The 23,128-nt window shown below is 72.8% G+C and carries 26 protein-coding genes, 1 tRNA gene and 1 pseudogene; 13 read left to right on the top strand and 15 right to left on the bottom strand.

The genetic code is table 11. From position 1 onward, the window contains the following. The first annotated feature begins 107 nt into the window (after positions 1 to 107). The 4 genes from AMK25_RS05470 (at position 108) to AMK25_RS33185 (ending at position 2,703) form a co-directional block, all read left to right on the top strand. Entirely contained in the window at positions 108 to 2,057 is a 1,950-nt protein-coding gene (locus AMK25_RS05470) for an exodeoxyribonuclease VII large subunit (RefSeq protein WP_073827114.1), read from the top strand. A gap of 109 nt (positions 2,058 to 2,166) precedes the next feature. Further along, the gene (locus AMK25_RS32340) at positions 2,167 to 2,355 is read left to right on the top strand and encodes a hypothetical protein (RefSeq protein ID WP_198937450.1); all 189 of its coding nucleotides are present in this window, start codon (positions 2,167 to 2,169) and stop codon (positions 2,353 to 2,355) included. Next, the gene (locus AMK25_RS33190; RefSeq protein ID WP_198937478.1) at positions 2,313 to 2,453 is read left to right on the top strand and encodes an alpha-amylase family glycosyl hydrolase; all 141 of its coding nucleotides are present in this window, start codon (positions 2,313 to 2,315) and stop codon (positions 2,451 to 2,453) included. Before AMK25_RS32340 ends, AMK25_RS33190 begins: the two co-directional genes overlap by 43 nt. Next, positions 2,398 to 2,703: an alpha-amylase family glycosyl hydrolase gene (locus tag AMK25_RS33185; protein WP_198937477.1), complete on the top strand. Its 306-nt coding sequence runs from the start codon at positions 2,398 to 2,400 to the stop codon at positions 2,701 to 2,703. The genes AMK25_RS33190 and AMK25_RS33185 overlap by 56 nt, the downstream gene beginning before the upstream one ends. A gap of 396 nt (positions 2,704 to 3,099) precedes the next feature. Here the strand turns inward: AMK25_RS33185 and AMK25_RS05455 are convergent. Together AMK25_RS05455 and AMK25_RS05450 are read right to left on the bottom strand one after the other, a co-directional pair. Then, positions 3,100 to 3,171: transfer RNA gene (locus AMK25_RS05455), tRNA-Val, on the bottom strand. Positions 3,172 to 3,221: 50 nt separating this feature from the next. After that, a complete protein-coding gene (locus AMK25_RS05450; protein WP_198937449.1) occupies positions 3,222 to 3,761 on the bottom strand; it encodes a TIGR02611 family protein in 540 nt (179 codons plus the stop codon). A 274-nt stretch (positions 3,762 to 4,035) separates the two neighbouring features. Between AMK25_RS05450 and AMK25_RS05445 the strand changes: the two genes are divergently transcribed. Further along, positions 4,036 to 4,467, top strand: a complete 432-nt coding sequence (locus AMK25_RS05445; RefSeq protein ID WP_007457244.1) for an SsgA family sporulation/cell division regulator — start codon at positions 4,036 to 4,038, stop codon at positions 4,465 to 4,467. Between the two features lie 71 nt (positions 4,468 to 4,538). On the opposite strand, the gene AMK25_RS05440 is transcribed toward AMK25_RS05445, so the two are convergent. Further along, positions 4,539 to 5,315 carry a RhlG family 3-oxoacyl-ACP reductase gene (locus AMK25_RS05440; RefSeq protein ID WP_073827738.1) on the bottom strand — a complete coding sequence of 259 codons (777 nt, stop codon included), beginning with the start codon at positions 5,313 to 5,315 and terminating at the stop codon, positions 4,539 to 4,541. Between the two features lie 155 nt (positions 5,316 to 5,470). On the opposite strand from AMK25_RS05440, the gene AMK25_RS05435 reads away from it, so the two are divergent. Beyond that, a complete protein-coding gene (locus tag AMK25_RS05435) occupies positions 5,471 to 6,388 on the top strand; it encodes a helix-turn-helix transcriptional regulator (protein WP_073827112.1) in 918 nt (305 codons plus the stop codon). 7 nt (positions 6,389 to 6,395) lie between these two features. Then, positions 6,396 to 6,851 (top strand): RrF2 family transcriptional regulator, encoded by a 456-nt coding sequence (locus tag AMK25_RS05430; RefSeq protein ID WP_073827111.1) that lies wholly within the window; start codon positions 6,396 to 6,398, stop codon positions 6,849 to 6,851. Here the strand turns inward: AMK25_RS05430 and AMK25_RS05425 are convergent, their stop codons facing one another. The 7 genes from AMK25_RS05425 to AMK25_RS32175 all read right to left on the bottom strand — a co-directional run bounded on the left by AMK25_RS05425 (position 6,852) and on the right by AMK25_RS32175 (position 12,329). After that, positions 6,852 to 7,463 carry a malonic semialdehyde reductase gene (locus AMK25_RS05425; RefSeq protein ID WP_073827737.1) on the bottom strand — a complete coding sequence of 204 codons (612 nt, stop codon included), beginning with the start codon at positions 7,461 to 7,463 and terminating at the stop codon, positions 6,852 to 6,854. Then, entirely contained in the window at positions 7,460 to 8,023 is a 564-nt protein-coding gene (locus tag AMK25_RS05420) for a flavin reductase family protein (protein ID WP_073827110.1), read from the bottom strand. The genes AMK25_RS05425 and AMK25_RS05420 overlap by 4 nt, the downstream gene beginning before the upstream one ends. Further along, complete coding sequence (locus AMK25_RS05415; RefSeq protein ID WP_073827109.1) at positions 8,020 to 9,354, bottom strand: LLM class flavin-dependent oxidoreductase; 1,335 nt, start codon at positions 9,352 to 9,354, stop codon at positions 8,020 to 8,022. Before AMK25_RS05415 ends, AMK25_RS05420 begins: the two co-directional genes overlap by 4 nt. An 11-nt stretch (positions 9,355 to 9,365) precedes the next feature. Further along, the gene (locus AMK25_RS05410; protein WP_073827108.1) at positions 9,366 to 10,217 is read right to left on the bottom strand and encodes an ABC transporter permease; all 852 of its coding nucleotides are present in this window, start codon (positions 10,215 to 10,217) and stop codon (positions 9,366 to 9,368) included. Then, positions 10,210 to 11,028 carry an ABC transporter ATP-binding protein gene (locus AMK25_RS05405; protein WP_073827107.1) on the bottom strand — a complete coding sequence of 273 codons (819 nt, stop codon included), beginning with the start codon at positions 11,026 to 11,028 and terminating at the stop codon, positions 10,210 to 10,212. The genes AMK25_RS05410 and AMK25_RS05405 overlap by 8 nt, the downstream gene beginning before the upstream one ends. After that, on the bottom strand, positions 11,025 to 12,053 hold the full coding sequence (locus tag AMK25_RS05400; protein ID WP_073827106.1) for an ABC transporter substrate-binding protein: 1,029 nt from the start codon (positions 12,051 to 12,053) through the stop codon (positions 11,025 to 11,027). Before AMK25_RS05400 ends, AMK25_RS05405 begins: the two co-directional genes overlap by 4 nt. A 135-nt stretch (positions 12,054 to 12,188) precedes the next feature. Then, positions 12,189 to 12,329, bottom strand: coding sequence for a putative leader peptide (locus AMK25_RS32175; RefSeq protein ID WP_157539073.1), 141 nt, complete (start codon positions 12,327 to 12,329; stop codon positions 12,189 to 12,191). A gap of 201 nt (positions 12,330 to 12,530) precedes the next feature. Between AMK25_RS32175 and AMK25_RS05395 the strand changes: the two genes are divergently transcribed. Together AMK25_RS05395 and AMK25_RS05390 are read left to right on the top strand one after the other, a co-directional pair. Then, positions 12,531 to 12,704 (top strand): DUF4236 domain-containing protein, encoded by a 174-nt coding sequence (locus tag AMK25_RS05395; protein ID WP_064498970.1) that lies wholly within the window; start codon positions 12,531 to 12,533, stop codon positions 12,702 to 12,704. 114 nt (positions 12,705 to 12,818) lie between these two features. Continuing rightward, positions 12,819 to 13,337, top strand: coding sequence for a potassium channel family protein (locus tag AMK25_RS05390; protein ID WP_073827105.1), 519 nt, complete (start codon positions 12,819 to 12,821; stop codon positions 13,335 to 13,337). On the opposite strand, the gene AMK25_RS05385 is transcribed toward AMK25_RS05390, so the two are convergent. Together AMK25_RS05385 and AMK25_RS05380 are read right to left on the bottom strand one after the other, a co-directional pair. Next, positions 13,303 to 14,205, bottom strand: coding sequence for a hypothetical protein (locus AMK25_RS05385; protein ID WP_073827104.1), 903 nt, complete (start codon positions 14,203 to 14,205; stop codon positions 13,303 to 13,305). The two genes, AMK25_RS05390 and AMK25_RS05385, sit on opposite strands and share 35 nt — an antisense overlap. A 46-nt stretch (positions 14,206 to 14,251) precedes the next feature. Then, positions 14,252 to 14,773: a VOC family protein gene (locus tag AMK25_RS05380; protein ID WP_043325531.1), complete on the bottom strand. Its 522-nt coding sequence runs from the start codon at positions 14,771 to 14,773 to the stop codon at positions 14,252 to 14,254. Positions 14,774 to 14,823: 50 nt separating this feature from the next. Here AMK25_RS05380 and AMK25_RS05375 point away from each other — a divergent pair, with 50 nt between their 5' ends. Continuing rightward, on the top strand, positions 14,824 to 15,294 hold the full coding sequence (locus tag AMK25_RS05375) for a MarR family winged helix-turn-helix transcriptional regulator (protein WP_073827103.1): 471 nt from the start codon (positions 14,824 to 14,826) through the stop codon (positions 15,292 to 15,294). Between the two features lie 48 nt (positions 15,295 to 15,342). Beyond that, entirely contained in the window at positions 15,343 to 16,941 is a 1,599-nt protein-coding gene (locus tag AMK25_RS05370) for a tetratricopeptide repeat protein (protein WP_073827102.1), read from the top strand. A gap of 4 nt (positions 16,942 to 16,945) precedes the next feature. Here the strand turns inward: AMK25_RS05370 and AMK25_RS05365 are convergent, their stop codons facing one another. Both AMK25_RS05365 and AMK25_RS05360 read right to left on the bottom strand, forming a co-directional pair. Beyond that, positions 16,946 to 18,346, bottom strand: a complete 1,401-nt coding sequence (locus tag AMK25_RS05365) for a sensor histidine kinase (RefSeq protein WP_073827101.1) — start codon at positions 18,344 to 18,346, stop codon at positions 16,946 to 16,948. Further along, positions 18,343 to 18,999, bottom strand: a complete 657-nt coding sequence (locus AMK25_RS05360) for a response regulator transcription factor (RefSeq protein WP_073827100.1) — start codon at positions 18,997 to 18,999, stop codon at positions 18,343 to 18,345. The genes AMK25_RS05365 and AMK25_RS05360 overlap by 4 nt, the downstream gene beginning before the upstream one ends. Before the next feature lie 95 nt (positions 19,000 to 19,094). Between AMK25_RS05360 and AMK25_RS05355 the strand changes: the two genes are divergently transcribed. Beyond that, positions 19,095 to 20,216 carry a LolA family protein gene (locus tag AMK25_RS05355; protein ID WP_073827099.1) on the top strand — a complete coding sequence of 374 codons (1,122 nt, stop codon included), beginning with the start codon at positions 19,095 to 19,097 and terminating at the stop codon, positions 20,214 to 20,216. A 241-nt stretch (positions 20,217 to 20,457) separates the two neighbouring features. Further along, positions 20,458 to 22,677, top strand: coding sequence for a HelD family protein (locus AMK25_RS05350; RefSeq protein WP_241826292.1), 2,220 nt, complete (start codon positions 20,458 to 20,460; stop codon positions 22,675 to 22,677). 109 nt (positions 22,678 to 22,786) lie between these two features. On the opposite strand, the pseudogene AMK25_RS33180 reads toward AMK25_RS05350, so the two are convergent. Beyond that, positions 22,787 to 22,942: pseudogene (locus tag AMK25_RS33180) on the bottom strand (IS30 family transposase); the annotation flags it as partial. Positions 22,943 to 23,128 lie beyond the last annotated feature (186 nt).

The following is a 23,128-nucleotide window of genomic DNA, read 5'->3' as shown; positions in this document are numbered from 1 at the left end:
GGGCCGGGCCACGTTCGGACCGTCAACGAGCCTTGGGTCCTGGGGAAGGTGCTTCGGTGCCTGGGGGCAGGTTGCTCAACACCTCTGGGTAGCGGCACGCTACGGACATGACCTCTGTGGGCATGAACATCGCCGGTCTCGGGCTGAGGTGGGCGCCCAACACCGTCGCCGCCGCTGTTGAGGAGATCGGCAGACGCGCCGGTCAGCCCGGTAAGGGCTGGCACGAACTAGCGGAGGTGGTTCTCTACGACGCGTTCATGTCCAACGATGCGGTTGAAGCGTTCAATGAGCTCGACGCGGAGAGGCAACTGGCTCTTCTACGCTCGCTGCCGCCCAGGGCGCTACAGGCGCCGCGGCGTTGGCCGGTGGACCTCGGGTTTGGGCAGGTACCTCCCCGACAGTTGGACGACGGCGCCACCCGCCGCGTGCTGGCGCAGGCACTGAACTGGCTGGAGGAGCGCTGCTATTTCGGTCGGGAGCTTGGGATTAGGTGCGTTGACGTGTACGACGACGGTGAGACCCCTTATCTGATCGAGGTGATTACCCGTCGGCTCAACCTGGCCCCGAGTGACAGCCTCCATCAACTGCTCGCCGAGGTGGAAGTCAGCAGGTTGTCCGACATCCTCGCAGTCGTCCGTGAGTACGTCGCCGTGCCACCCGGTCGGCACTTCCACTCCTGGAATGACTGCGGCTGGCATCCGAGTTCTGGGGCGTGGTCCGCCGAGCTAGGCCGTCGCATTCTCGACGACGTCGTCGCGACGGTCGCCGCGAACAGCGTCCTGGGCGGACTTCTGGTTTCCTCCCGCCAGCTAGGCGCGACAGTCGCGGCACCTGTAATGGTCGATCCCTTGCACCGCACTAGTCCTGCCGCGTACGCGCCGGCTGAGGCCTTCCTTCCTCACGGATCAGTGCTGACCGTCACCCGCTTGGTAACCCGGCTTGCTGCCGCACGCCGCCTTGATGCATTGGAGGCCTTCCTGCGTGCCCACCGTGTCCATATCGAATCAGCGGGCCTCACTACGAGCCCTGACTTCGTGCTGGTGGTAGAGATCCTGGCTGACGACCAGGCTCGGCTGCAGCGCCACGAGGAGGTCATCAAAGAGGCACTTTGCGACCTAGCCGCGCATGGAGCGTGGACCATCCGATACACCCGCCCACCGGAATATCGGTACCCGCCAGAGACCGCCACGCTCGAACCCACCTCGATCGCCACCCGGTTGGAACGGGCAGGGCGTCTTCAGGAGGCGGCCACCGCGCTGCGGTCGAGTTTCCGCTTTCGGCCCCGACCCGGCACCGAAGGCGGAGTGCAGCTCATGACGATCGTCGACGACCCGGGCAGCACCAACGACCAAGTCCTCGACGACGCCGTCTGGCGGGTACATACCGGCCTACGCACTGCCCTCGCGGCGAACGGCCTGGAAGCTGTCCTCCTTGAGGCGCTGCGCCCGTCAGGGCTAAGGGCGATCGAGGAGCGGCGCCCCCGTGTTGCAGTGGTGACCTCACGCGGTCATGTCGGCAGCGACATCGCACCGAAGCTCGACGGCGAGGTGCTCGACGTCGACTACCGCACATTTCCGGCGAACGCCCCAGACGCAGCGACACAGTTAGCTGCGATGCTCCGGACACTCGCCACGGACGCCACCTTAGACGGCGTACTGATCGGTCGCGGCGGCGGCGACCAGTCCGACCTGTCCCGGCTCGTCACGTCAGAGGTCGAGACGGCGATCAGCTCTGTCCGGCAGGCACGGAAGATAGTGGTCCTCGCTATCGGCCACGGCACATTTGCGGCAGAGCTCGAGGTGGATTTCGAGGCCTTGACGCCGGGCGACGCTGCACACGCCCTGCGAGCCATGCTGGTGGATTACCCGACGCGCAGACGCATGGCGATCGCCGAAGCGCAAGAGCGCCTCGCCGCAGCGCCGCCCATCGACGAGTGGCTGCAACTCGTGGAACGGGAGCAGGACTCCCTGCGCATGCGGCTAGCCGCCATTGAGATGGAGCACGAGGCCGCGCTGGCCAGGATGCGCCAGACTCCAGCACGGACACCGGTGCGCTGAGTGCAACTTCTGCTGCAAGGACCCGGCCGAGGACGCCCCGCCCCAGAGAAGTGGCCCACCACCCATACATTTCGCGGTGGTGGTTACGCCTGGCCTCTACCGTCCAACCGTGACGACGATCGAGAGGGGGTTACATCAGATGCTGCACCCCGAGCGAGGCACCGGGTGGCTGCGCACAGCCGTCCTCTACCACATCTACCCCCAGAGCTTTCAGGACACCAACGGCGACGGTATCGGTGACCTCGCGGGCATCGACTGGAGTATCTGCACTGGCTCGGCGTCGACACCATCTGGCTAAGCCCGGTCTTCGCCTCGCCGTTTCGCGACGCCGGGCTACAACATCAGCGACTACCAGCGCATAGCCCCCCGGTACGGAACGGACGAGGACCTGGCTGACCTCGTAGAAAGTGCTCGCCGGCACGGGATCCGGATCCTGCTGGATCCTGTCGCTGGGCACACCTCCGGCGTCCACCCGTGGTTCCGCCAAGCGCTCGACAACCCCGGCGATGACCGCTACATCTGGGCCGACCGTCCCGCACCTGGGTTCGTCGCCTCTCCCGGCCCTCGACCTGGATACTTCTTGCGCAATTTCCTCGACTGCCAGCTCGCCTCAACGGACGTGCTGCCGCGCTGCCTTGTGGGGTAAGGCGTTTACGGCCAACGCCCTCATACGCGACATATCTCGCGCACCGCCCTTGGCGTTCTGACCTCCCGACGACAGAGGGTGCTCCGCCGTTCGAGCTGCTGTGACCGGCGGTCGGCAGGTCCTCCTCACGCCTTGGGGGCACTCCGGCCAGATGCCGGGACTGCAGTCGCTGCGGACCGCAGGAGATGTGTCCAGCTCGTCGCGAGTGGAGTTCACCAACAATCGATCCGAGCGAGCGGACGCCGACGAACGCCCGCCGAGAGCCGAAGGGGATGCCAGGCAACCATAGGGCGGGAGCGCCATGCTCCCAATCTGCTCCCAGTTTAAGGGGTAACAGCGGCGAAGCCCGTTACCGATAGTTCCAGCAACGGGCTTCTGACCTGCATACATCTACGGTGGGCGATACTGGGATCGAACCAGTGACCTCTTCGGTGTGAACGAAGCGCTCTCCCGCTGAGCTAATCGCCCTCAGCGCGCATGACTCTACCCGATCGAGAGCCCGGACCAAAAACCGGGCCTCAGTGCGTCGCGAGGTAGTGCAGCGCCTGCGCCACGACGTCGATGCCGAGGCTGTACTTGAGCGACAGCCACACCACCACGGACACGAACACGAGCCCGACCGCGCCCAACACGAACCGCACTCCCAGTGACTGCCGCTTCACCCACTGCGTCCAGGAGTTGACGTGCCGGCGGGTGAACGCGAGCAGCCGTCGCGCCCAGTGGAACTCCACGGCCCAGACGCCGAGGCCGGCGATGACCAGCAGCCAGCCGGGGCCGGGCAGCGGGATCAGCGCGATACCGATGGTGACCACGAGCGCGCCGAGGATGCCGATGAAGATCTTCAGGGCGACGCGGCCGGTGGGGTTGGCGCGGATGAGTTCGAGCGTGGTGTGCAGGCGCAGCCGCCAGCCACGTCGGCGCCGGCGCTGCTCCATGAGAGCGCCTCGCGACCGCCCTTCCACAGGCACCTCGTACCCCCGACTTTCGGCTGCTCGGGCCGCACCTTTCGGCGAATCGCCAGTGGTCCGCGACGTCACCGACCCGCCCCCCGTGACCATTTCCACCCCCAGTGTCGCGCGGGACCGTCACCCCTGCTGACGACTGGACGTTACCGGAGTAAGTCGACGACTGAACCACCCGTTGCCGGGCGGGACGACGGAGTGGGCGGAACCGGAAATCCTACGCGGGGCCAAGTGGTTCCCGAGGGCTTTCCGAACCCCTTCCCACCACTGGGTGAAGTCAGCGTATGGCGGAGCGTAGCCAGGAGCAGCACCTGAGTATGGGAAAAGCGGGACACGCGCGTTCCGCAGCGGTGCCGGGGGGAGAACGTCCATGAGTGTCATCCGACCGACGACCGTAGAGGTCGAGACGTCGCTAAGGCTCGTCGCGCCTGACGCCACCGCCTTGCCGGTGCGTGCCAGTCTGCGTTACGACCCTGCTGACCCGTATGCGGTCCATGTCCTGTTTCACGCCGAGTCCGCCGGCGGCGAGGCGGTGAGCTGGTCGTTCGCACGCGAACTGCTGGTCACCGGCCTCGACGAGCCGGCCGGCATCGGTGATGTGCGGGTCTGGCCGTGGGCCACACCGCGCGGCGACTTCGTCGCGCTCGCGCTGTCGTCCCCGGACGGCAACGCCCTGTTCGAGGTTCCGCGCAGCGTGCTGGTGCGCTTCCTGCGCCGGACCTACGTCGTCGTCCCGCGCGGCCGCGAGGCCGAGCACCTGGACGTCGACACCGCGGTGAACCGGCTGCTCGCCGGTCGCTGACACGGCAACACCGGGGCCGCGCGGATCTGCCGAGTCCGCGCGGCCCCGGGCCGTCTCACCGGGGGTACGCCTCAGCCGCGCGTGGTGATTCCGCCGTCGACCGGGATGACCGCGCCGGTCAGGTACGCGCCGGCGCGCGAGGCCAGGTAGATCGCCGTGCCCGCCATGTCCTCGGGTCGCCCGATCCGGCCCAGCGGCACCTGCTGCTCGATCGCCGAGCGCGACTCCGGGTCGTCGAGCGCGAACGCCATCATCTTGCTCTCGAACGGGCCGGGCGCGATCGCGTTGACGGTGATCCGCTCGCCGGCGAGCTGGTGGGCGAGGCTGCGGGTGAGCATGTGCACGGCGGCCTTGGTGGCCGAGTACGCGTACACCTCCATCCACGGCACCCGGATGCCGTCGACCGACCCGATGTTGATCACCCGGGCGGGGTCGTCGGCGCCGGCCGCGGCGCGCAGCTGCGGCAGCAGCGCGGTGGTGAGCCGGAAGACCGCCTTGACGTTCACCGCCCAGAGCTTGTCGAAGGCGCCCTCCGGGTACTCCTCCAGCGGCGCGCCCCAGGTGGCGCCCGCGTTGTTCACCAGCACGTGCAGCCGGTCGTGGCGCTCCCGCACGGCCTCGGCGAGCGTCAGCGCGCCCGCGTCGCTGCCGAGGTCGGCCGGGATCGCCTCGCAGTGCCCCTCGGCGGAGAGTTCCTTGGCCACCGATTCGCACACGTCGGCCTTGCGCGACGAGATGATCACCTTTGCGCCGGCCCGCACGAAGCCCTGCGCGATCATCAGCCCGATCCCCCGCGAACCGCCGGTGACCAGCACCGTCTTGCCGTCGACCGAGAACAGTTCCGTCATGCTCATCCCATCGCCGTCGCCCGGCCGGGGGCCGGTCGGCCGACCCGGGGCTTACCGATCGGTAACGTAACGGTCCGCCGTACGTGCCGACAAGACCGGTCCGTGCGGGCGAAACCGTCGAGATGCAACGTGCGGCCGGGCCGGTTACCGTCGGGATGATGGTCACTACCGGTCAGCCCTCCCCGGCCACCCGCACCGGCCCGCCGGAGTCGCGCCCCGGCGCCGACGAGATCCTCACCGGTGCGCTCGACGACCTCGCCGCCGAGCCCGGCTGGCCCCGGCCGGTCCTGCTCGACCGCGACGTGCTGATCCTGGTCACGCACGGTCACGGCACCGCCGAGCTGGACTTCCGGCCGGTGCCCTGCCGGCCCGGCACGCTGCTGCGCGCGTACCCCGGTCAGGTGTTGCGGTGCGTCGGCGCGCAGCTCGACGCGACTGTGGTGAGCTGGCGGCCGGACGCGCTGGCCGGCCTCGACGTCGACCCGGACGCGGTGCCCGCCCACCGCCAGCTCGCCGGCGAAGACGAGGACGCGGTGATCAGCGAGGTCAGCCAGCTGGCTGTGGACGCCGAACGGCACGCGATGGTGCCTCCCGCCGCGGCGCTGCTGCGTCACCAGCTCGCGGTGCTGCTGCTGCGGCTCAGCCTGCTGCCGCATCCGGAGAACGGGTCGGCGCCGCGGGCCGAGACCGACACGTTCCGGCGGCTGTGCCGCGAGGTGGAACGCGGCTACCGGCACACCCGCCGGGTGGAGGACTACGCCGCCCAGCTGGGCTGTTCGGTGCGTACCCTGACCCGGGCCTGCCTGGCGGTGACCGGGCGCAGCGCCAAGCAGATCATCGACGAGCGGGTCGCGTTGCAGGCGTGCCGGCTGCTCGCCGCCACCGACGAGTCGATCGCCCGGATCGGCCGTGACCTGGGTTTTCCCGAACCGACGAACTTCGGCCGCTTCTTCACCCGGGAGGTCGGGGTGAGCCCGGGGACGTTCCGGGCCAACCGGGAACGCCCGCTACCAGTCCGTCTGGTGCGACCCCGGCCGCCCGCCGACTCCCCCGCGCCCACCGGCCAGGCATGATGGCACTGTGCAGATCTCCGCGCGCGGCGACTACGCGGTACGGGCGGCCCTGAGCCTGGCCACCGCGTACCCCACCCTGCTGTCCACCCAGGCCATCGCGGCGGAGCAGGACATGCCCCGCAAGTTCCTCGAGGCGGTCCTGGCCGACCTGCGCCGGTCCGGGATCGTCCGGGCCCAGCGCGGCGCCGAGGGCGGGTACACGCTGGCCCGGCCGCCGCGCGAGATCACCATCGGGCACGTGTTGCGCGCCGTCGACGGTCCGCTCGCCGGGGTACGCGGGCTGCGCCCCGAGGAGACGCAGTACGAGGGGGCGGCGGAGAACCTGCCCCGCCTCTGGGTGGCCGTCCGCGCCTCGGTGCGCCGGGTGGTCGACGAGGTGAGCCTGGACGAGCTGGTCAGCGGCCGGCTGCCGGCACACGTGCGCAAGCTGACCGCCCAGCCGGACGCGTGGGAGCCGCGCTGATCACAGCGTGCTGACCACCTCCTCGTACGGCAGGCGCGGCAGCCGTTCCCGCCAGGCGTCCAGCGCCGGGCGGCCGATGTTCATCAGCAGCAGCACCCGGTGCCGCCCGTCGGGGAAGAACTCCCGTTCCACGCCTGCGGCGTCGAACCCGGCCATCGGCCCGGCGGCCAGCCCGGCGGCGCGTACCCCGACGAGCAGGTAGCCGATCTGGAGCGCGGCGTTGAACCGGGCCTGTGCCTCCCGCCCCGCCGGGTCGCCGGTGAACCAGTCCCGCGCGCCGGGCCGGTGCGGGAACAGCTCGGGCAGCCGGTCGTGCCAGTCCACGTCGGCGGCGAGCACCGCGGTCAGCGGCGCGGCGGCCGTCTTGTCCCGGTTGCCGGCGCTGAGGTACGGCAGCAGCCGTGCCCGCGCCGCCGCCGAGCGCAGCAGCAGCACCCGCAGCGGCTGGGCGTTCATCGCGGTCGGGCCGTACCGGACCAGGTCGTGGATGGCGCGGACCTGCTCGTCGCCGACCGGCTCGTCGGTGAACGCGTTGGCCGTGCGGGCCGCCCGGAACAGCAGGTCCTGGGCGGCCCGGTCGAGCGCGATCAGCTCGTCGGCGGCGGCGGTCACCACGCCTCGGACCAGTCGCCGACCGTGGTGGTGTAACCGCCCCGGTGGTGCAGCAGCGGGTCGCCGTCCTCGCCCGCGCCGAGCGCGAGCGGCTCGCCGAGCAGGATGGTGTGGTCGCCGGCCTCGATCCGGCGGACCACCCGGCACAGCAGCACGGCGAGCGCGTCGCCGATCAGCGGCACGCCGAACGGCCCGGTGGTCCAGGCCGGGTGGGCGCTGAACCGGTCGATGCCGCTGGTGGCGAAGATCTGCGCGATCTCCTGCTGGCCGGAGGCGAGCAGGTGCACGGCGACGTGCTCGGCCTGCTCGACGGTGGGCCAGCTCGACGACGCGCGGCCCAGGCACACCGAGACCAGCGGCGGGTCGAGCGACACCGAGGTGAACGAGGTGGCGGTGAAGCCGGCCGGCGGCAGGTCCGGCCGCATCCGGTTGCCGCGCAGCCCGGGGGTGGTGACCACGGTGACGGTGGAGGCTTGGCGGCGCAGCAGGCCGCGGAACGAGTCGACGTCGACCGGGCGCAGCTCGACGGTTCCGGCGCCGGGCCGGTCCACGGTGGTCACGACGCCACCAGCTCACGGGTCGCGTAGACGCTGGCCGGCCGGGGCAGGCCGTAGTGTTCGCGCAGCGTGCGCCCGGTGTACGCGGACCGGAACAGCCCGCGCCGGCGCAGCAGTGGTACGACGTGGTCCACGAAGTCCTCCAGTCCGTCGGGTAGCAGCGGTGGCATGACGTTGAAGCCGTCGGCGGCGCCCTGGGTGAACCAGAGCTCGATCTGGTCGGCGATCTGTTCCGGGGTACCGACCACGACGCGGTGCCCGCGTCCGCCGCCGAGACGGCCGATGAGCTGCCGCAGCGTGAGCCGTTCGCGCCGGGCCAGCTCGACGACGAGCTGGTAGCGGCTCTGGTGGGACTGCACCGTGCCGGCGTCGGGCAGGTCCGGCAGCGGGCCGTCCAGCGGCAGCCCGCTCAGGTCGAGCCCGGTCATGCCGGAGAGCTGGGCGAGAGCGTGCTCGGGCACGATCAGGGCCTCCAGTTCGTCGGCGAGGTCGCGGGCCTCCTTTTCCGTACCCCCGATGACCGGCGCGATACCGGGCAGCACCTTGACCAGTTCCGGATCACGTCCGGCGTCGGCGGTGGCCCGTTTCAGCGCGGCGTAGAACGCCTGGCCGTCGGCGAGCGTCTGCTGGGCGGTGAACACGGCCTCGGCGTACCGGGCGGCGAAGGCGATCCCGTCGGCGGACGAGCCGGCCTGCACCAGCAGCGGCCGGCCCTGCGGCGGGCGGGGCGTGTTCAGCGGTCCGCGGACCTGGAACCGCTCCCCGGCGTGGTCGATCTCGTGCACCCGGGTGGTGTCGGCGAAGACGCCCGCGGCGGTGTCCAGGACCAGCGCGTCGTCCTCCCAGCTGTCCCAGAGCTTGATCGCCACGTCGACGTACTCGGCGGCCCGCCGGTAGCGGTCGGCGTGCGCCGGGTGGTCGTCGAGGTTGAAGTTGCGGGCCTCCCGGGCCTGGGCGGAGGTGACGATGTTCCAGCCGGCCCGGCCGCCGCTGAGGTGGTCCAGCGAGGCGAACGCGCGGGCCAGGTTGAACGGTTCGGTGTACGTGGTGGAGGCGGTGGCGATCAGGCCGATGTGCTCGGTCGCGGTGGCGATCGCGGCGAGCAGCGTGATCGGCTCGAAGACGGCCTGGATGTTGTGGCGTACGGCCGGTCCGACGGCGAGCCCGTCGGCGAGGAACACCGAGTCGAGCGTGCCGCGCTCGGCGATGCGGGCCAGGTTCTGGAAGTGTCGTACGTCGGCCAGGCGGCTCGGGTCGGCGCGCGGGTGCCGCCAGGCCGCCTCGTGGTGGCCGACACCCATCAGGAAGGCGTTGAGGTGCAGGGTCCGGGACATGGCGGTTCCTCTCAGACGGTGGTGACGTCGACGCGCCAGGTGGAGAAGCGACGTTCCCCGGCGACGAGGAGCTGGTTGACCACCAGCCCGATGGCGGAGATGGTGATGATCCCGGCGTACATGTCGGGGATCGCGAAGTTGTACTGCGCGTAGTTCACGAGGTAGCCGAGCCCGGCCTTCGCGCCGACCATCTCGGCCGCGACGAGCACCAGGATCGAGTACGCCCCGGCGAGCCGGACGCCGGTGAACACGGTCGGCACGGCCGCCGGCAGGATCACCTTCTGGAACAGCCGCAGGTGGTTCAGCCCCATCGAGCGGGCCGAGCGGATCAGCAGCGGGTCGACGCCCTTCACGCCGGCGATGGTGTTGAGCAGGATCGGCCAGGAGCAGGCGTAGACCACCAGGGCAATCTTCGAGGTCTCGCCGAGCCCGAGGATGAGCACGAAGACCGGCAGCAGCGCCAGCGCGGCGGTGTTGCGGAACACCTCCAGCAGCGGGCTGAGCAGGTCCGCGAGCGGCCGGTACCAGCCGATCAGCAGGCCGAGCGGGATGGCGGTGACCACGGCGAGCGCGAGCCCGGTCAGCGAGCGGGTGAGGCTCGCGCCGACGTGGTCGGCGAGCTGGCCCGTGCGCAGCAGCTCCCACCAGGCGGCGAGCACCTCGGACAGCGGCGGCAGGAAGACCCGGTCGACCAGGCCGGCGCGGGGCACGGTCTCCCAGATCGCGGCCAGCGTCAGCAGCGCGGCGCTGCGGTGCAGTGCCCGGCCGCCGAGGCCGAGCAGGCGTGCGGGCCGGCGGGGCGCGACGGCCGGGGCGGGTGGGGCGGCCACCGGCCGGGCCGGCGGTGCGGCGACGTCAACCAACGCGGGCCTCCTCGCGTACGGCGGACTGCGCGGCGCGTACCTCGTCGCGCAGCAGCGTCCAGATCTGGTGCCGGTGGTGGCGGAACGCGCCGGTGGAGCGGACGTCCTCCTCGGCCTCCCGGTCGCCCAGCTCGATGTCGATGACCTGCTTGATCCGGCCGGGCCGGGACGTCATCACGGCGACCCGCTGACCGAGGTGCACCGCTTCGTCGATGCCGTGCGTGATGAACACGATCGTCTTGCCGGTGGCCTGCCAGATCCGCACCAGCTCGTCCTGGAGCGAGTCGCGGGTCTGCGCGTCCAGCGCGGCGAACGGCTCGTCCATCAGCAGCACGTCCGGGTCGTACGCGAGGCTGCGGGCGATGGCGACGCGCTGCTTCATGCCGCCGGACAGTTCGTGCGGGTAGCGGTCGGCGAAGCCGGTCAGCCCGACCAGGTCGAGGTGGTACGCGACCAGGTCGGCGCGCTCGGCGCGGGGCAGGCCCTTGGCCTCCAGTCCGAACGCGACGTTGCCGGCGGCGGTGCGCCAGGGCAGCAGCGCGTACTGCTGGAAGACGATGCCCCGGTCCAGGCCCGGCCCGGTGACCGGGCGGCCGTCCACGAGCACCTGCCCGGCGGTCGGGGTGGCCAGCCCGCCGAGCAGGTCGAGCAGTGTGGACTTGCCGCAGCCGCTGGGGCCGACGACGACCAGGAACTCGCCGGGGTGTACCCCGAGGGTGAGATCGTCGAGCGCGGTGACCGCGCCGCCGCCGCCACGCCGACCCGGGAAGACCTTGCGCACCCGGTCGAAGCGGATCTTGTCGGTGCTCATGCGCCACCGCCGGTGGCCGCGGCGGCGTTGAACCGGTTGGTGTAGAGGTCGGACGGCTTCGGCCGCTCGCCCTTGAGTTCGCCGGTGTCGGCCAGCCAGTCGATCCAGGTGGCGAACTCCCGGTCGGTGATGACGCCGCCGGTCCCGGCGACGCCGCTGGACTTCCAGTACTCGACGAGCGTGGTGTCCTCGTTGCGACCGCGCTTGGCGATGATCGCCTTGAGCCGGGCCACCACCGTCTCGCGCGGCTGGGTGCGCGCCCACTCGATCGCCTTGCCCACCGCGGTGACGAACGTCCGGACGGTGTCCGGGTTACGGGTGAGGAAGTCGTCGCGGAAGACGTAGCTGCCGGCGCTGAACGCGCCGAGCAGTTCGTAGTCGGTGAAGACGGTGCGGATGCCGCCGTTCGCGACCGCCTTGTCGCGGATCACGCCGCCGAGCACGGCGACGTCGATCTGCCGGGCGCGCAGCGACTGTTCGGTGTTGACCGGCGGCAGCGCGACCAGCTCGACAGTGGCGATCTCGGCGGCGGTGAGGCCGCCGCGGGCCAGCCAGGTACGCAGGACGGCCTCGGCGTGCGCGCCGAGCGTGTTCATGCCGACCCGCTTGCCGATCAGGTCGCGCGGGCCGCGGATCGGGCTGCCGTCGAGCACGTAGTAGCCCTGGAACGTCTGCGCGTCGGAGCCGTAGTAGCTGACCACCGCGGTGATCGGGGCGTTCGCGGCCTGGAGCTTGACGATCGCGCCGTTGAACGCGCCGCCGAAGTCGCTCTGGCCGGTGGCGGTGGCCTGGATGTCGGCCGGGCCGCCGGTGACGTTGCCGATCCAGTTGAGCGTGACGTCGCCGAGGTAGCCGAGGTCGGCGGCGAGTTCGGGGAGGGTCACCTGGCCGACCGAACCCTGGTAGCGCAGTTCCTTGGTCTGAGCGCCGTCGGCGGCGTCGGCGCCGCACGCGGTGGCGGTGGTGAGGGCGAGCAGGGCGACGGCGGCGGTGAGGGCACGCCGCGGTGATCGGGTCGAGGGCATGGCGGAGTCTCCTGATCTGTCCACGATGCGGTGGAGGGGGCCCGCGCGGGGCCGGGGAGCACGCCGTACCGCGCCGGGCCACGGTGCGCCGGCTGCGGGAACGGACGGGCGGAGAGGGAACGACGAGCGCTCGGCTCAACAGAGCGCGCTCGCGTGCCGGACCAGGTCGACGTGCACGCGAGCGGTGAGGAGAAGCTCGTCCCGCTGCGACATGCCCTCATGCTGCCGACCGTTCTCCACGCCGGTCAATGCCCTTCCATTCAGTGAGACTTTCATCGCTGGCTTTGTTACGAGCCGCCTCCACCAGCATTTACGACTCCTTAACACCTACCCGTTGGATAGAGATTTTGCCGGGCGGCAGTCCCACCGTCCAGAGCGGACCGGGCAGGGTTTCGCGAATCGTCGATCCGGGCATGTTCGATGCCGCGAAGGCATGCAGACGACTGCAGAGGCAGGGAGACGAAGGAGGCACCCCCGATGGGCGTCCAGTTCCGCAAGCGTAAGAAGTACGGGCCGCTGATCCTCCACTTCACCCAGAACGGCTTCTCGTCGTGGAGCATCAAGATCGGCCGCTGGTCCTGGAACTCGAACACCCGCGCCCACCGCGTGGACCTTCCGGGACCGCTGTCCTGGAAGCAGGACAAGGCCTGACCTTTCCAGACGACGAGCGGGGTGCCGGCACATCGTCGGCACCCCGCTCGTCGTCTGCGGGCCGGGTTCGCGGTTCCGCCCGCCACCGCGTCCCCGTGACCGGAGAATCGCCGCATGACGGACCTGTTCCTGCGGCGGATGCGACGGCGGGCCGTGGCGGCCTGCCTGCTCATGCTCGTCGGCTACTTCCTGGTGCCGGTCGAGGCCGACCCGAACGGCCTGCGGCTGGTCCTGCGCTCGGCGGGCACCGCGGTCCTGGTGGCGGTGATCGCGTTCCTGGTCACCGGCCAGGTCCGCCGCCAGCTCGTCAAGGACCAGCCGACCGGCCGGGACGAGGACCGAGCGCTCACCCGGCTCGCGGTCGCGCTGGTCGCCGGGCTGCTGGTCTTCGCGCTCGGCGACTACGTGGTGGCGAACACCCGGCCCGGCGAGTTCGTCGGGATCCGGACCCGGGTCGACGCGCTCTACTTCGCGCTGGCCACCCTCACCACAGTCGGTTACGGCGACGTGCACGCCCAGGGCCAGATCGCCCGGGTCGCGGTGTGCGCGCAGATGGTGTTCAGCATCGGAGTGGTCGCCACCGGAGCGTCGATAGTGCTCAAGCAGATGACCCAGCGTGCGGGACGGCGCTGATCAGCACGTCCCCGCCGAGCCGGCCGTGCTCGGGATCGCGGGTCACCGCGCCGGAGGCGAGCAGCGAGGCCAGCGCCCGGTTGGCGTCGGCGGCCCGGTAGACGGTCGCTGTGGTGGCGAAGCGGCGCAGCTCGGTGACCGGGCGCGGACCGGAGCGGGCCAGCTCGGCCAGCAGCTCGCGGCGCAGCGGGCCGGGCTCCGGGTCGAGCGAGATGTCGAGCAGTCGTCCCTGCGGGTCGGCCGGGTCGCGGTAGCGCACCCCGGCGTACTCGTCAACCGCCCAGAGCGCCTCCTTGACCGTCTCCAGTCCCCTGTCGGAGCCGGTGGCGTAGCCGAGCAGCCGCGCCGGGGCGTCCCCGTCGGGCACCAGCTCGACCTCGGTGGCGAGCGGAAATCCGGCGGCGCTCAGCGCCGGGCGCAGCGACCGGCCGGGCGCGGTCACGAGCAGCAGTTCGGCCGGGCGCCCGGACGCGGCGGCGGCGAGCAGGGCCGGGTCCGGCTCGGCGCCGTCGGCCACTGTGAGCAGCGGCGCGCCGGCCGCGCCCGCGGCCTTGAGCGCCACCGGCAGCCGGTCCGGCCCGCCGGGCACCAGGTGCACGGCGACGTCGGCCGGCAGGGCGGCCTCGGCCGCGCCGAGCCGCACCGCCAGGTCGGTGCCGTCGTCGGCCACCACCAGCACGGTCAGCCGCCGCCCGCGCAGCCGGTCGGCGAACTCGGCCACCACCCGCAACGCCTCCTCCGCCCCGGTGGCGTCACCTCCGGCGTACGCGAGCGCGAGCGTGGCCCGCCGCGCCCGGTGCAGCGCGGCGGGGAGCCAGTGGTCGAGCTGGCGGACGAGCAGCTCGCGCAGGACGGCGTCGGTCGACATGGTGCGTTTCTACCGCACGGCGCGGCGGCCCGGCCGTGAACCCCGCTCAGACCGGGACGGAGATGCCCACGCCGCCGCGGGTCTGCCCGCCGTAGCGCTGCCGCTCGCGGTCCAGGTCGAGCCGTCCGATGCGGGTACGCGCGGCCAGCGCGGCGTCGTCGAGCAGCTCGGCCGGGACGATCCAGACGATCTCGAACTCCAGCCCGTCCGGGTCGCGGCCGTAGAGGCTCTTGGTGGTGCCGTGGTCGGACGCGCCGACCAGCGCCCCGGCGGCGGCCAGCCGCTCGGCGGTGGCCCCCAGCTCGTCGAGCGTGTCCAGCTCCCAGGCCAGGTGGTAGAGGCCGACGGTGGCCCGGCCGGCCTGGGACGCCCCGGCCGCCGCGCCGATCTCGAACAGGCCGAGGTCGTGGTCGTTGGTGGAGTCGGGCGCCTGGAGGAACGCGGCGCCGCGGAAGCCCTCGGGCGTCATCGGGACCCGGCGGAAGCCCAGCACGTCGCGGTAGAAGGCGACGCTGCGCTCCAGGTCACTGACGTAGAGGACGGCGTGGTTGAGTCGGTGGATGCCCATGTCACCGACCGTACCCCGGTTTTGTTGAGCGTTCAACTATTGCCGCTATGATGGGCGTCATGACCCGGTGGCTGGACCCCGACGAGCAGCGGACCTGGCGCGCCTTCCTGACCGCCTCCCGGGCGCTGATGGACACGCTCGACCGCGAGCTGCAACGCGACGCTGGCATGCCGCACGCGTACTACGAGATCCTGGTCCGCCTCTCCGAGGCCCCGGACCGGCGGCTGCGGATGAGCGAGCTGGCCGACCTCACCGGCTCCTCGCGCAGCCGGCTCTCGCACGCCGCCGCCCGGCTGGAGGCGTCCGGGTGGATCCGCCGCGAGGACTGCCCCACCGACCGGCGCGGGCAGATCGCCGTGCTCACCGACACCGGCTTCGCCACCCTGGCCGCCGCCGCGCCCGGCCACGTCGAGGGGGTACGCCGCCACCTGTTCGACGCGCTCAGCCCGGCCCAGGTCGACCAGCTCCGCCGGATCAGCGAGACGCTCGCCGACCACTTGACGGATTCGGGACCAAACTGATCCACTCCGGGTCTTGTACATACCGTCGCCGGACGAGCACGATGGGGCGTGTCCTCCGGCTTCGCTGACCTGACCGTCCAGGCGCACCAACTGGTGTCCGAAGGCGACCTCACCGGCGCGGAGCGGCTGCTCGCCGACGCGCTCAGCGACGCCGATCCCCGCCCCGGCAACGCCTCCCCCGAACTGGCCGAGGCGGCCGGCCTCCAGGCCCGGGTTCTCGTCGCGCTCGGCGAGCCGCACTCCGCCCGCGGCTGGGCGGCGTTCGCGTACGCGGCGGCCACCCGGCTGCACGGCCGCTCCGACGAGCGCACCGTCACCGCCGCCGCGACGCTGGCAGCGGTGCTGCACCGGGTCGGCAGCGACGCCCGGGCCGCCCGGCTCTACTCCGACGTCATCATCGAGCTGACCGCCCGCGACGGCCCGGAGTCGCAGCGGGTGCTGGCCGCGCACGCCGACCTGGCCACCGTGGAGTACGCGCGCGGCCAGTGCGAGGTGGCCCGCGACCGGTTGCAGGACGCCTGGGAGCTGCACCGGGAGGTCTACGGCGACGGCCACCCCAGCGGCATCAAGATGCTGGCGAAGCTCGGCGCGATGGAACGCGACTGCGGCCGGTACGCCGACTCGCACGAGCACCTGACGCTCGCCGAGGAGCTGTGCCGCCAGCACCTGGACCCCGACGACCCGCTCGCCGCCCAGGTGGCCGGACTCGCCCGCGCCGCCGCCGACCCGGACCACGTCTGCCCCGCGCCCGCGCCCGCGCCCGCCCCGGCTCCCGAGCCGCCGCCCGCGCGCACCACGCCGGTGGTGCCCGCCGCGCGGGTCCCCCCGCAGGCCGAGGGGCCGCACGACCTGCCGCCGTACAGCCCGCCCGCGCTGGACGAACCGGTCGAGACGCCGCTCTACCACCCGCCCGGCCGGGCCGCCGAGACCGCGCACGTGCCGACGCCGCGTACCGCGCCCGAGGACGACGCCGACGGGCTCGGCGACTACCCCTGGCCGCCCGACGAGCCGGCCGAGCAGCCGTGGCGCCCCGGCGCGGACCCGCTGCCGCCCACGGTGGTCGGGCTCACCGGCGACGAGCCGGACGGCGTACGCCGGGTGCCGCAGGCGCCGCCCGAGCCGCCGTCGCGCTACCTGCCGGTGCACGTGCCCCGGCCACCGGCCGCCGAGCGGCGCACGCTGCCCTGGCTGCCGCTCGTGGTGCTCGGCGTGGTGGTGGCGCTGCTGCTCGGCACCATCGCGGTGATCGCCGGGGTGTCCCGGGTGGACGACCGCCGCGACGCCCCGCCACCGGCCACCGGCGCGCCGCCGTCCAGCGCGCCACCGCCCACCTCCGCCGGTCCCGCGCCGTCCACTCCCGCCGCCGCCAAGCCCGGTACGCCGCCCGGCAGCTTCACGCTCACCGACCGGCGCGACAGCATCGTGCTGAGCTGGACGTACCCGCCTGGCGCGGAAGGACCGGTGGTGGTCGCCGGAGGCCGGGCCGGGCAGCCGCAGGGCACGTTCGCCACGCTGCCCGCCGGGTCGGCCGACTACATCGCCTACGGGCTCGACCGCACCACCGACTACTGCTTCACAGTCGCGCTCGTGTGGTCCACCGACACCGTCGCCCGCACCGGCCCGGTCTGCACCAAGCGCCGCCGCTGACCGCTCACTCCGCGTCCGGCTCGGCCAGCGCGGGCAGCCGTACCGTCGCCCGCAGCCCCGGCGCGGCGGCGCCCGGCGTCGCGTCGGTCAGCTCCACCGCGCCGCCGGCCCGGCGCACCAGCTCGCGCACGATGGCCAGGCCGAGACCCGCGCCGCCCGCGTCGCGGGCCCGCGCGTCGTCCAGCCGGGTGAACCGCGCGAACACCCGCTCCCGGTCCGCCGCCGGGATGCCCGGCCCGTCGTCGGTCACCGTGACCAGGTGGTACGCCCCATCCGGCCCGCTCACGGCCAGCTCCACCCCGGTACGCGTGTGCCGCAGTGCGTTGTCCACCAGGTTCACCAGCACCCGGCGCAGCTCCCCCGCGTCCCCCTCGACCCACAGCGGCCCGTCGGGGAGCGTCAGCCGCAGCGGCGGGGACGGGTAGCGGGCCGCCACCGCACGCAGCAGCTCGCCCAGCTCCACCGGGCCCACCGGCGCCGGCCGGGCGTCCTGCTCGTCCAGCCGGGCCAGCAGCAGCAGGTCGTCCACCAGGCGGCTGAGCCGCTCGGTGTCGGCGAGCAGGTCGTCGGCGACCGCCGGCCAGTCGGTGTCGTCGCCGAGACGCCGGGCCACCTCCAGCTCGGTACGCATGTTCGTCAGCGGGCTGCGCAGCTCGTGCGCGGCGTCGGCGACGAACGCGCGCTGCCGGTCCCGGGACGCGGCCAGCCGGTCCAGCATGTCGTTGAGCGTGACCGCGAGCCGGTGGATCTCGTCCTGCCCGGCCGGTACCGGGAGCCGCTCCGCCCCGGCCCGCCCGGTGATCTCGGCGGCGCCGCTGCGCAACTGCTCGACCGGTCGCAGCGTCGCGCCCACCACCCGCCAGGCGACCACGCCGAGCCCGGCCACCAGCAGCGGGAAGCCCACCAGCAGCAGGTTGCGGACCACGCGCAGGCTGTGCCGTACGTCGGTGAGCGACTTGGCGACGAGCACCGTGCGCGGCTCCTGCGGCGTGCCGGCCGGCACCGTGACCACCCGGACCGGGCCGGGCATGCCGACGCGCCGCCCGTCCACCACCAGCCGCTGCCGCTGCCCGGGCCGCAGGTCGCCGGGGCCGAGCATCGGCACGAGGCGGTCCGCGTCGATCGAGGCGGCCCGGATGCGGCCCTGCGCGTCGACCACCTGCACCCGCAGCTGCCCGCCGGCGACCGGCAGCGGGTCCGGCAGCGCGTCCTCGGCGGTCAGCAGCGCCACCGCGTCGGCGGTGCGCAGCGCCTCCTCGTCGACCGAGCGTTGCAGCGTCCAGCCCAGCGCGCCGACCAGCAGCGTCCCGCCGAACGCGAACCCGACCGCCAGCCCCAGCACGCCGAGCGCGAGCAGCCGGGCCCGCAGGCCGAGGCGCGGCAGCGGTCCGCGTACCCAGCTCACGTGGCCAGCCGGTAGCCCGCGCCGCGTACCGTCTCCAGCCGTTCCCGGCCGATCTTGCGGCGCAGGTAGCCGACGTAGACCTCCACCGCGTTCGGGGCGGTGTCGACAGCGGCGTCCCAGACGTGGTCCAGCAGCTCGGTCTTGGAGACCACCTCGCCGGGGCGGCGCATCAGGTAGTCCAGCAGCGCGTACTCGCGGCTGGTGAGCACGACCTCGGCGTCGGCCCGGGTGACCCGGCGGCGGGCCGGGTCCAGGCGCAGGTCGCCGACGGTGAGCACGGTCGGCCGGCGGGGCGCGCCGCGGCGCAGCAGCGCCCGCAGCCGGGCCAGCAGCACCACGTACGAGAAGGGTTTGGTCAGGTAGTCGTCGGCGCCGCAGTCCAGGCCGTCGGCCTGGTCGTACTCGCCGTCCTTGGCCGAGAGCATCAGCACCGGCAGCCAGCGCTGCTCGGCGCGCAGCCGGCGCACCACCTCGTAGCCGGACAGGCCGGGCAGCATCACGTCGAGGATCATCGCGTCGTACTCGCCGTGCCGGGCCGCGTCCAGCCCGGCCGGGCCGGTGGCCGCCACGTCCACCGCGAAACCCTCCGCCGACAGGCCCCGGCGCAGCGCCGCCGCGAGCCGCGTCTCGTCCTCCACCACCAGCAGTCGCACCGGTCCAGGGTGCCACCATGGGGTCACCCGTAGGGGATCTCCTCAGCGTGGTCACAGCGACGATCGCGCAGCATGGTGCGCAGGAGGTGCACACTATGTCCGTGATGAAGAACCGCGTCGTGCTGCGCTGGCTGGTCCCGGTGACCGCGGGGGTCGCCGTGATCGGCGGTGGCGCCGCCGTCGGCACGTTCGCCGCCGGCGCCGACCCGGCGCTGCCGCCGCGCAGCGCCGCCCAGCTCCTGGAAGACCTGCGCACGTCCCGCCTGGACGGGCTCTCCGGCACCGTGGTGCAGCGCGCCGACCTCGGCCTGCCGCCGATCGCCGCGCTCGCCGGCCGGGCCACCGGCAGCGACCTGGCCGGCCTGGTGTCCGGTACGCACACGCTGCGCGTCTGGTACGGCGGCGAGGACCGGCAGCGGCTCGCGCTGGTCGACACGCTCGGCGAGCAGGACATCCTGCGCAACGGCCGCGACGTGTGGACCTGGAACAGCCGGGAGAACACCGCGACGCACCGGGTGCTGCCGGCCGACGCGCCGGACCGGGCCACCGTGCCGGCCACCCCGGCCGACGCCGCGGACCGGGCGCTGGAGGCGATCGACCCGACCACGGCGGTCACCGTCGGCCGCACCGCCACGGTCGCCGGGCGGGACGCGTACGAGCTGGTGCTCACGCCGCGCGACAAGGCGTCACTTGTCCACCAGGTCCGGATCGCGCTCGACGCGAAGGAGCACGTGCCGCTGCGCCTGCAGGTGCTCGCCGACGGCCAGGACGAGCCCGCGTTCCAGGTGGCGTTCACGCAGGTCGACTTCCGCACGCCGGAGGCCGACCAGTTCCGGTTCAACCCGCCGCCCGGCGTGAAGGTAACCGAGGCCACCGAGGGCGAGCGGCCCGGACCGGCGGGCAAGCGGTTCGACCGCAAGGACGCCGAGAAGCCGGACGTGCGTACCGTCGGCACCGGGTGGACCACCGTGGTGGTCGCCAAGATCGGCGATGCGGCGCCCGGCGGCGACGCCAAGCCCGGCGCGAAGCCCGGCGCGGACGCGCCGGACGCGCAGATGCTGGCCGGCGTGCTCGGTGATCTGCCCAAGGTCAGCGGTGACTGGGGCAGCGGCCGGCTGCTCAGCGGCAAGCTGTTCAGCGTGCTGCTGACCGACGACGGCCGGGTGATCGCCGGCCTGGTCACGCCGGAGCGGCTCTACCAGGCGGCCAAGGGCTGAGACATGCCGTATTCGGGGCTCGGCCGGCGGACGCCGACCGGGCCCCGAGTCGTGTCCGGGCTTGGTCGGGTGGCGGTCGACGCGCTATCTTTCTCAGTTCAGGCACAAAAAAGGAATGGCTTCTGAATGCCATTCCTGCGGCAATTTTAGTCAATGAGGAGCCGGATTGTCAACGCACTCCGACGTGTCGGCTGACCTGCGCCAGGACGACGAGATCGGCCGCGAGCAGGAATACGTCTCGATGCTGTACGACCGGCTGGACGGCATGCGGGAACAGGCCGCCCGGCGGCTCGACGAGGAGTTGCGCCACACCGGCGGCACGCAGCAGGCCCGTTCGCAGCGCGACTCGACGGTGGCGATGTACGCCGACCAGGTCGAGCAGTTCTCCGCCGTGGAGAGCGGCCTGTGCTTCGGCCGCCTCGACGGCGACGACGGCGCGGTCCGCTACATCGGCCGGATCGGGATCTTCGACTCCTCCGGCGACTACGACCCGCTGCTGATGGACTGGCGCGCCCCGGCCGCCCGGCCGTTCTACCTGGCCACCGCCGCCAACCCGCAGGGCGTACGCCGCCGCCGTCACCTGCGCACCCGCGACCGGAAGGTGACCGGGCTCAACGACGAGGTGCTGGACATCGCCGCCGCCTCCCCCACCGCCCACGAGGAGCTGACCGGCGAGGCGTCGCTGCTCGCCGCGCTCAACGCCGGGCGCACCGGCCGGATGCGCGACATCGTCGAGACCATCCAGGCCGAGCAGGACCGGATCATCCGCGCCGACCTGCCCGGCGTGATGGTGGTGCAGGGCGGGCCCGGCACCGGCAAGACCGCGGTGGCGCTGCACCGCGCCGCGTACCTGCTCTACACCCACCGCCAGCAGCTCTCCACCCGTGGTGTGCTGCTGGTCGGCCCGAACGCCACGTTCCTGCGCTACATCTCCCAGGTGCTGCCCACGCTGGCCGAGACCGGCGTGCTGCTGCGTACCCAGGCCGACCTGTTCCCCGGCGTGCACGCCCGGCGCGCGGAGCCGGCCACCACCGCGGCGCTCAAGGGCCGCGCGGTGCTCGCCGACGTGCTCGCCGCGGCGGTCCGCGACCGGCAGTGGGTGCCGGACGAGCCGGTCACCATCGAACTGCCGCAGCGGGAGGTGCTGACGCTCGACCCGGAGACCGTGCGGCAGGCCCGCGACCGGGTACGCCGCACCGGCCGCCCGCACAACCTGGCCCGCGCCCTGTTCGACGTGGAGATCGTGCACGCGCTCGCCGACCAGGTGGCCGAGCGGATCGGCGCCGACCCGCTGGGCGGGGAGAACCTGCTCTCCGAGGCCGACCGCGCGGAGATCCGCCGTGAGCTGCGCGAGGAGCCGGAGATCGGGGCCGCGCTGGACGAGCTGTGGCCGGTGCTCACCCCGCAACGCCTGCTCGCCGACCTGTACGCCTCGCCGGAGCGGATCGCCGCCGCCGCGCCGATGCTCACCGACGCCGAGCGGGCCGCGCTGCACCGCGAGCCCGGCGGGTGGACGCCCGCCGACGTGCCGCTGCTGGACGAGGCCGCCGAACTGCTCGGTGAGGACGAGCGCGCCGCCGTGGCGCGCCGGGAACGCATCCGGGCGATGGAACGCGAGTACGCCGAGGGCGTGCTGGAGATCTGGCGCGGCTCCCGCTCCATCGACGTGGAGGACGAGGCCGACGGCGGTGAGATCCTCGGCGTGACCGACCTGATCGACGCCGACCGGCTCTCCGAGCGGCAGGAGGAGTCCGACCGGCTCACCACCGCTCAGCGGGCCGCCGCCGACCGCACCTGGGCGTTCGGGCACGTGATCGTGGACGAGGCGCAGGAGCTGTCGCCCATGGCGTGGCGGCTACTGATGCGCCGCTGCCCCAGCCGGTCCATGACCATCGTCGGGGACGTGGCACAGACCGGCGCGCTCGCGGGCACGCCCTCGTGGGGCGAGGCGCTCGCGCCGTACGTGGCGGACCGGTGGCGGCTGGAGGAGCTGACGGTCAGCTACCGCACCCCGGCCGAGATCATGGCCGTCGCCGCCGACGTGCTGGCCGAGATCGACCCGGCGCTGCGGCCACCCCGCTCCGTACGCACCACCGGCGTACCGCCCTGGGACCGGACCGTGCCGGCGGGCCGGCTCGTGACCGAGCTGGTCGACGCGACCGCCCGGGAAGCCGCGTCGCTCGGTGACGGGCGGCTCGGCGTGCTGGTGCCGACCGGGCGGGTGAGCGAGCTGGGCGGCGCGGTCGTGACGGCGCTGCCGGAGGCTGCCCTCGGCGAGCAGCCCGAGCTGGCGAACCGGATCGTGGTGCTGACCACCGAGCAGGCCAAGGGCCTGGAGTTCGACTCGGTGCTGGTGGTCGACCCGGCCCGCATCGTCTCCGAGTCCCCGCGGGGCCACAGCGACCTCTACGTGGCCCTGACCAGAGCCACCCAGCGCCTGGGCATCCTCCGCACCCTCTGACGTTTCTCCCCCTTCCGCCCTCGCCCCCTGCCCCCCTGCCCCCCTGCCCCGTTGATCATGAGGTTTGGCGGCGTTTTCGATCGGCGGGGTCAAGGGGTGAGTGCAATCGTCAGGTGGTGATGAGTTGTGCGAGGCGTTGGGCTGGTGTGTTCCAGCCCAGCGTTTCGCGGGGTCGGGTGTTGAGTTCGTGGGCGACGTGGTCCAGGCCGCGCTGGTCGATGGTGCGGAAGTCGTAGCTGCTTTTGGGGAAGTACTGGCGTAGGACTCAGCCCCCTGTACGCCTGGGTCGCGCGGCGGCCACTCGCCGTCCTCGACGACGAGTTCGGCGGCAAGGACCCCACCACCGCCGACCAGCGCACCGCCGACGGCGCACCCACCCTGCTTCACCCGGTCGACCCGCACGACGGGCTGCGCCGCGCCGACATCGACACGGTGCTGACCTGGCTGCGCC

The sequence above is a fragment of the Micromonospora sp. TSRI0369 genome (assembly GCF_001905625.1).
In the GTDB taxonomy this organism is placed as follows: domain Bacteria; phylum Actinomycetota; class Actinomycetes; order Mycobacteriales; family Micromonosporaceae; genus Micromonospora; species Micromonospora echinospora_A.
Note: the sequence above shows the minus strand (reverse complement) of the source record. Positions and strands in the feature narration are given on the sequence as shown.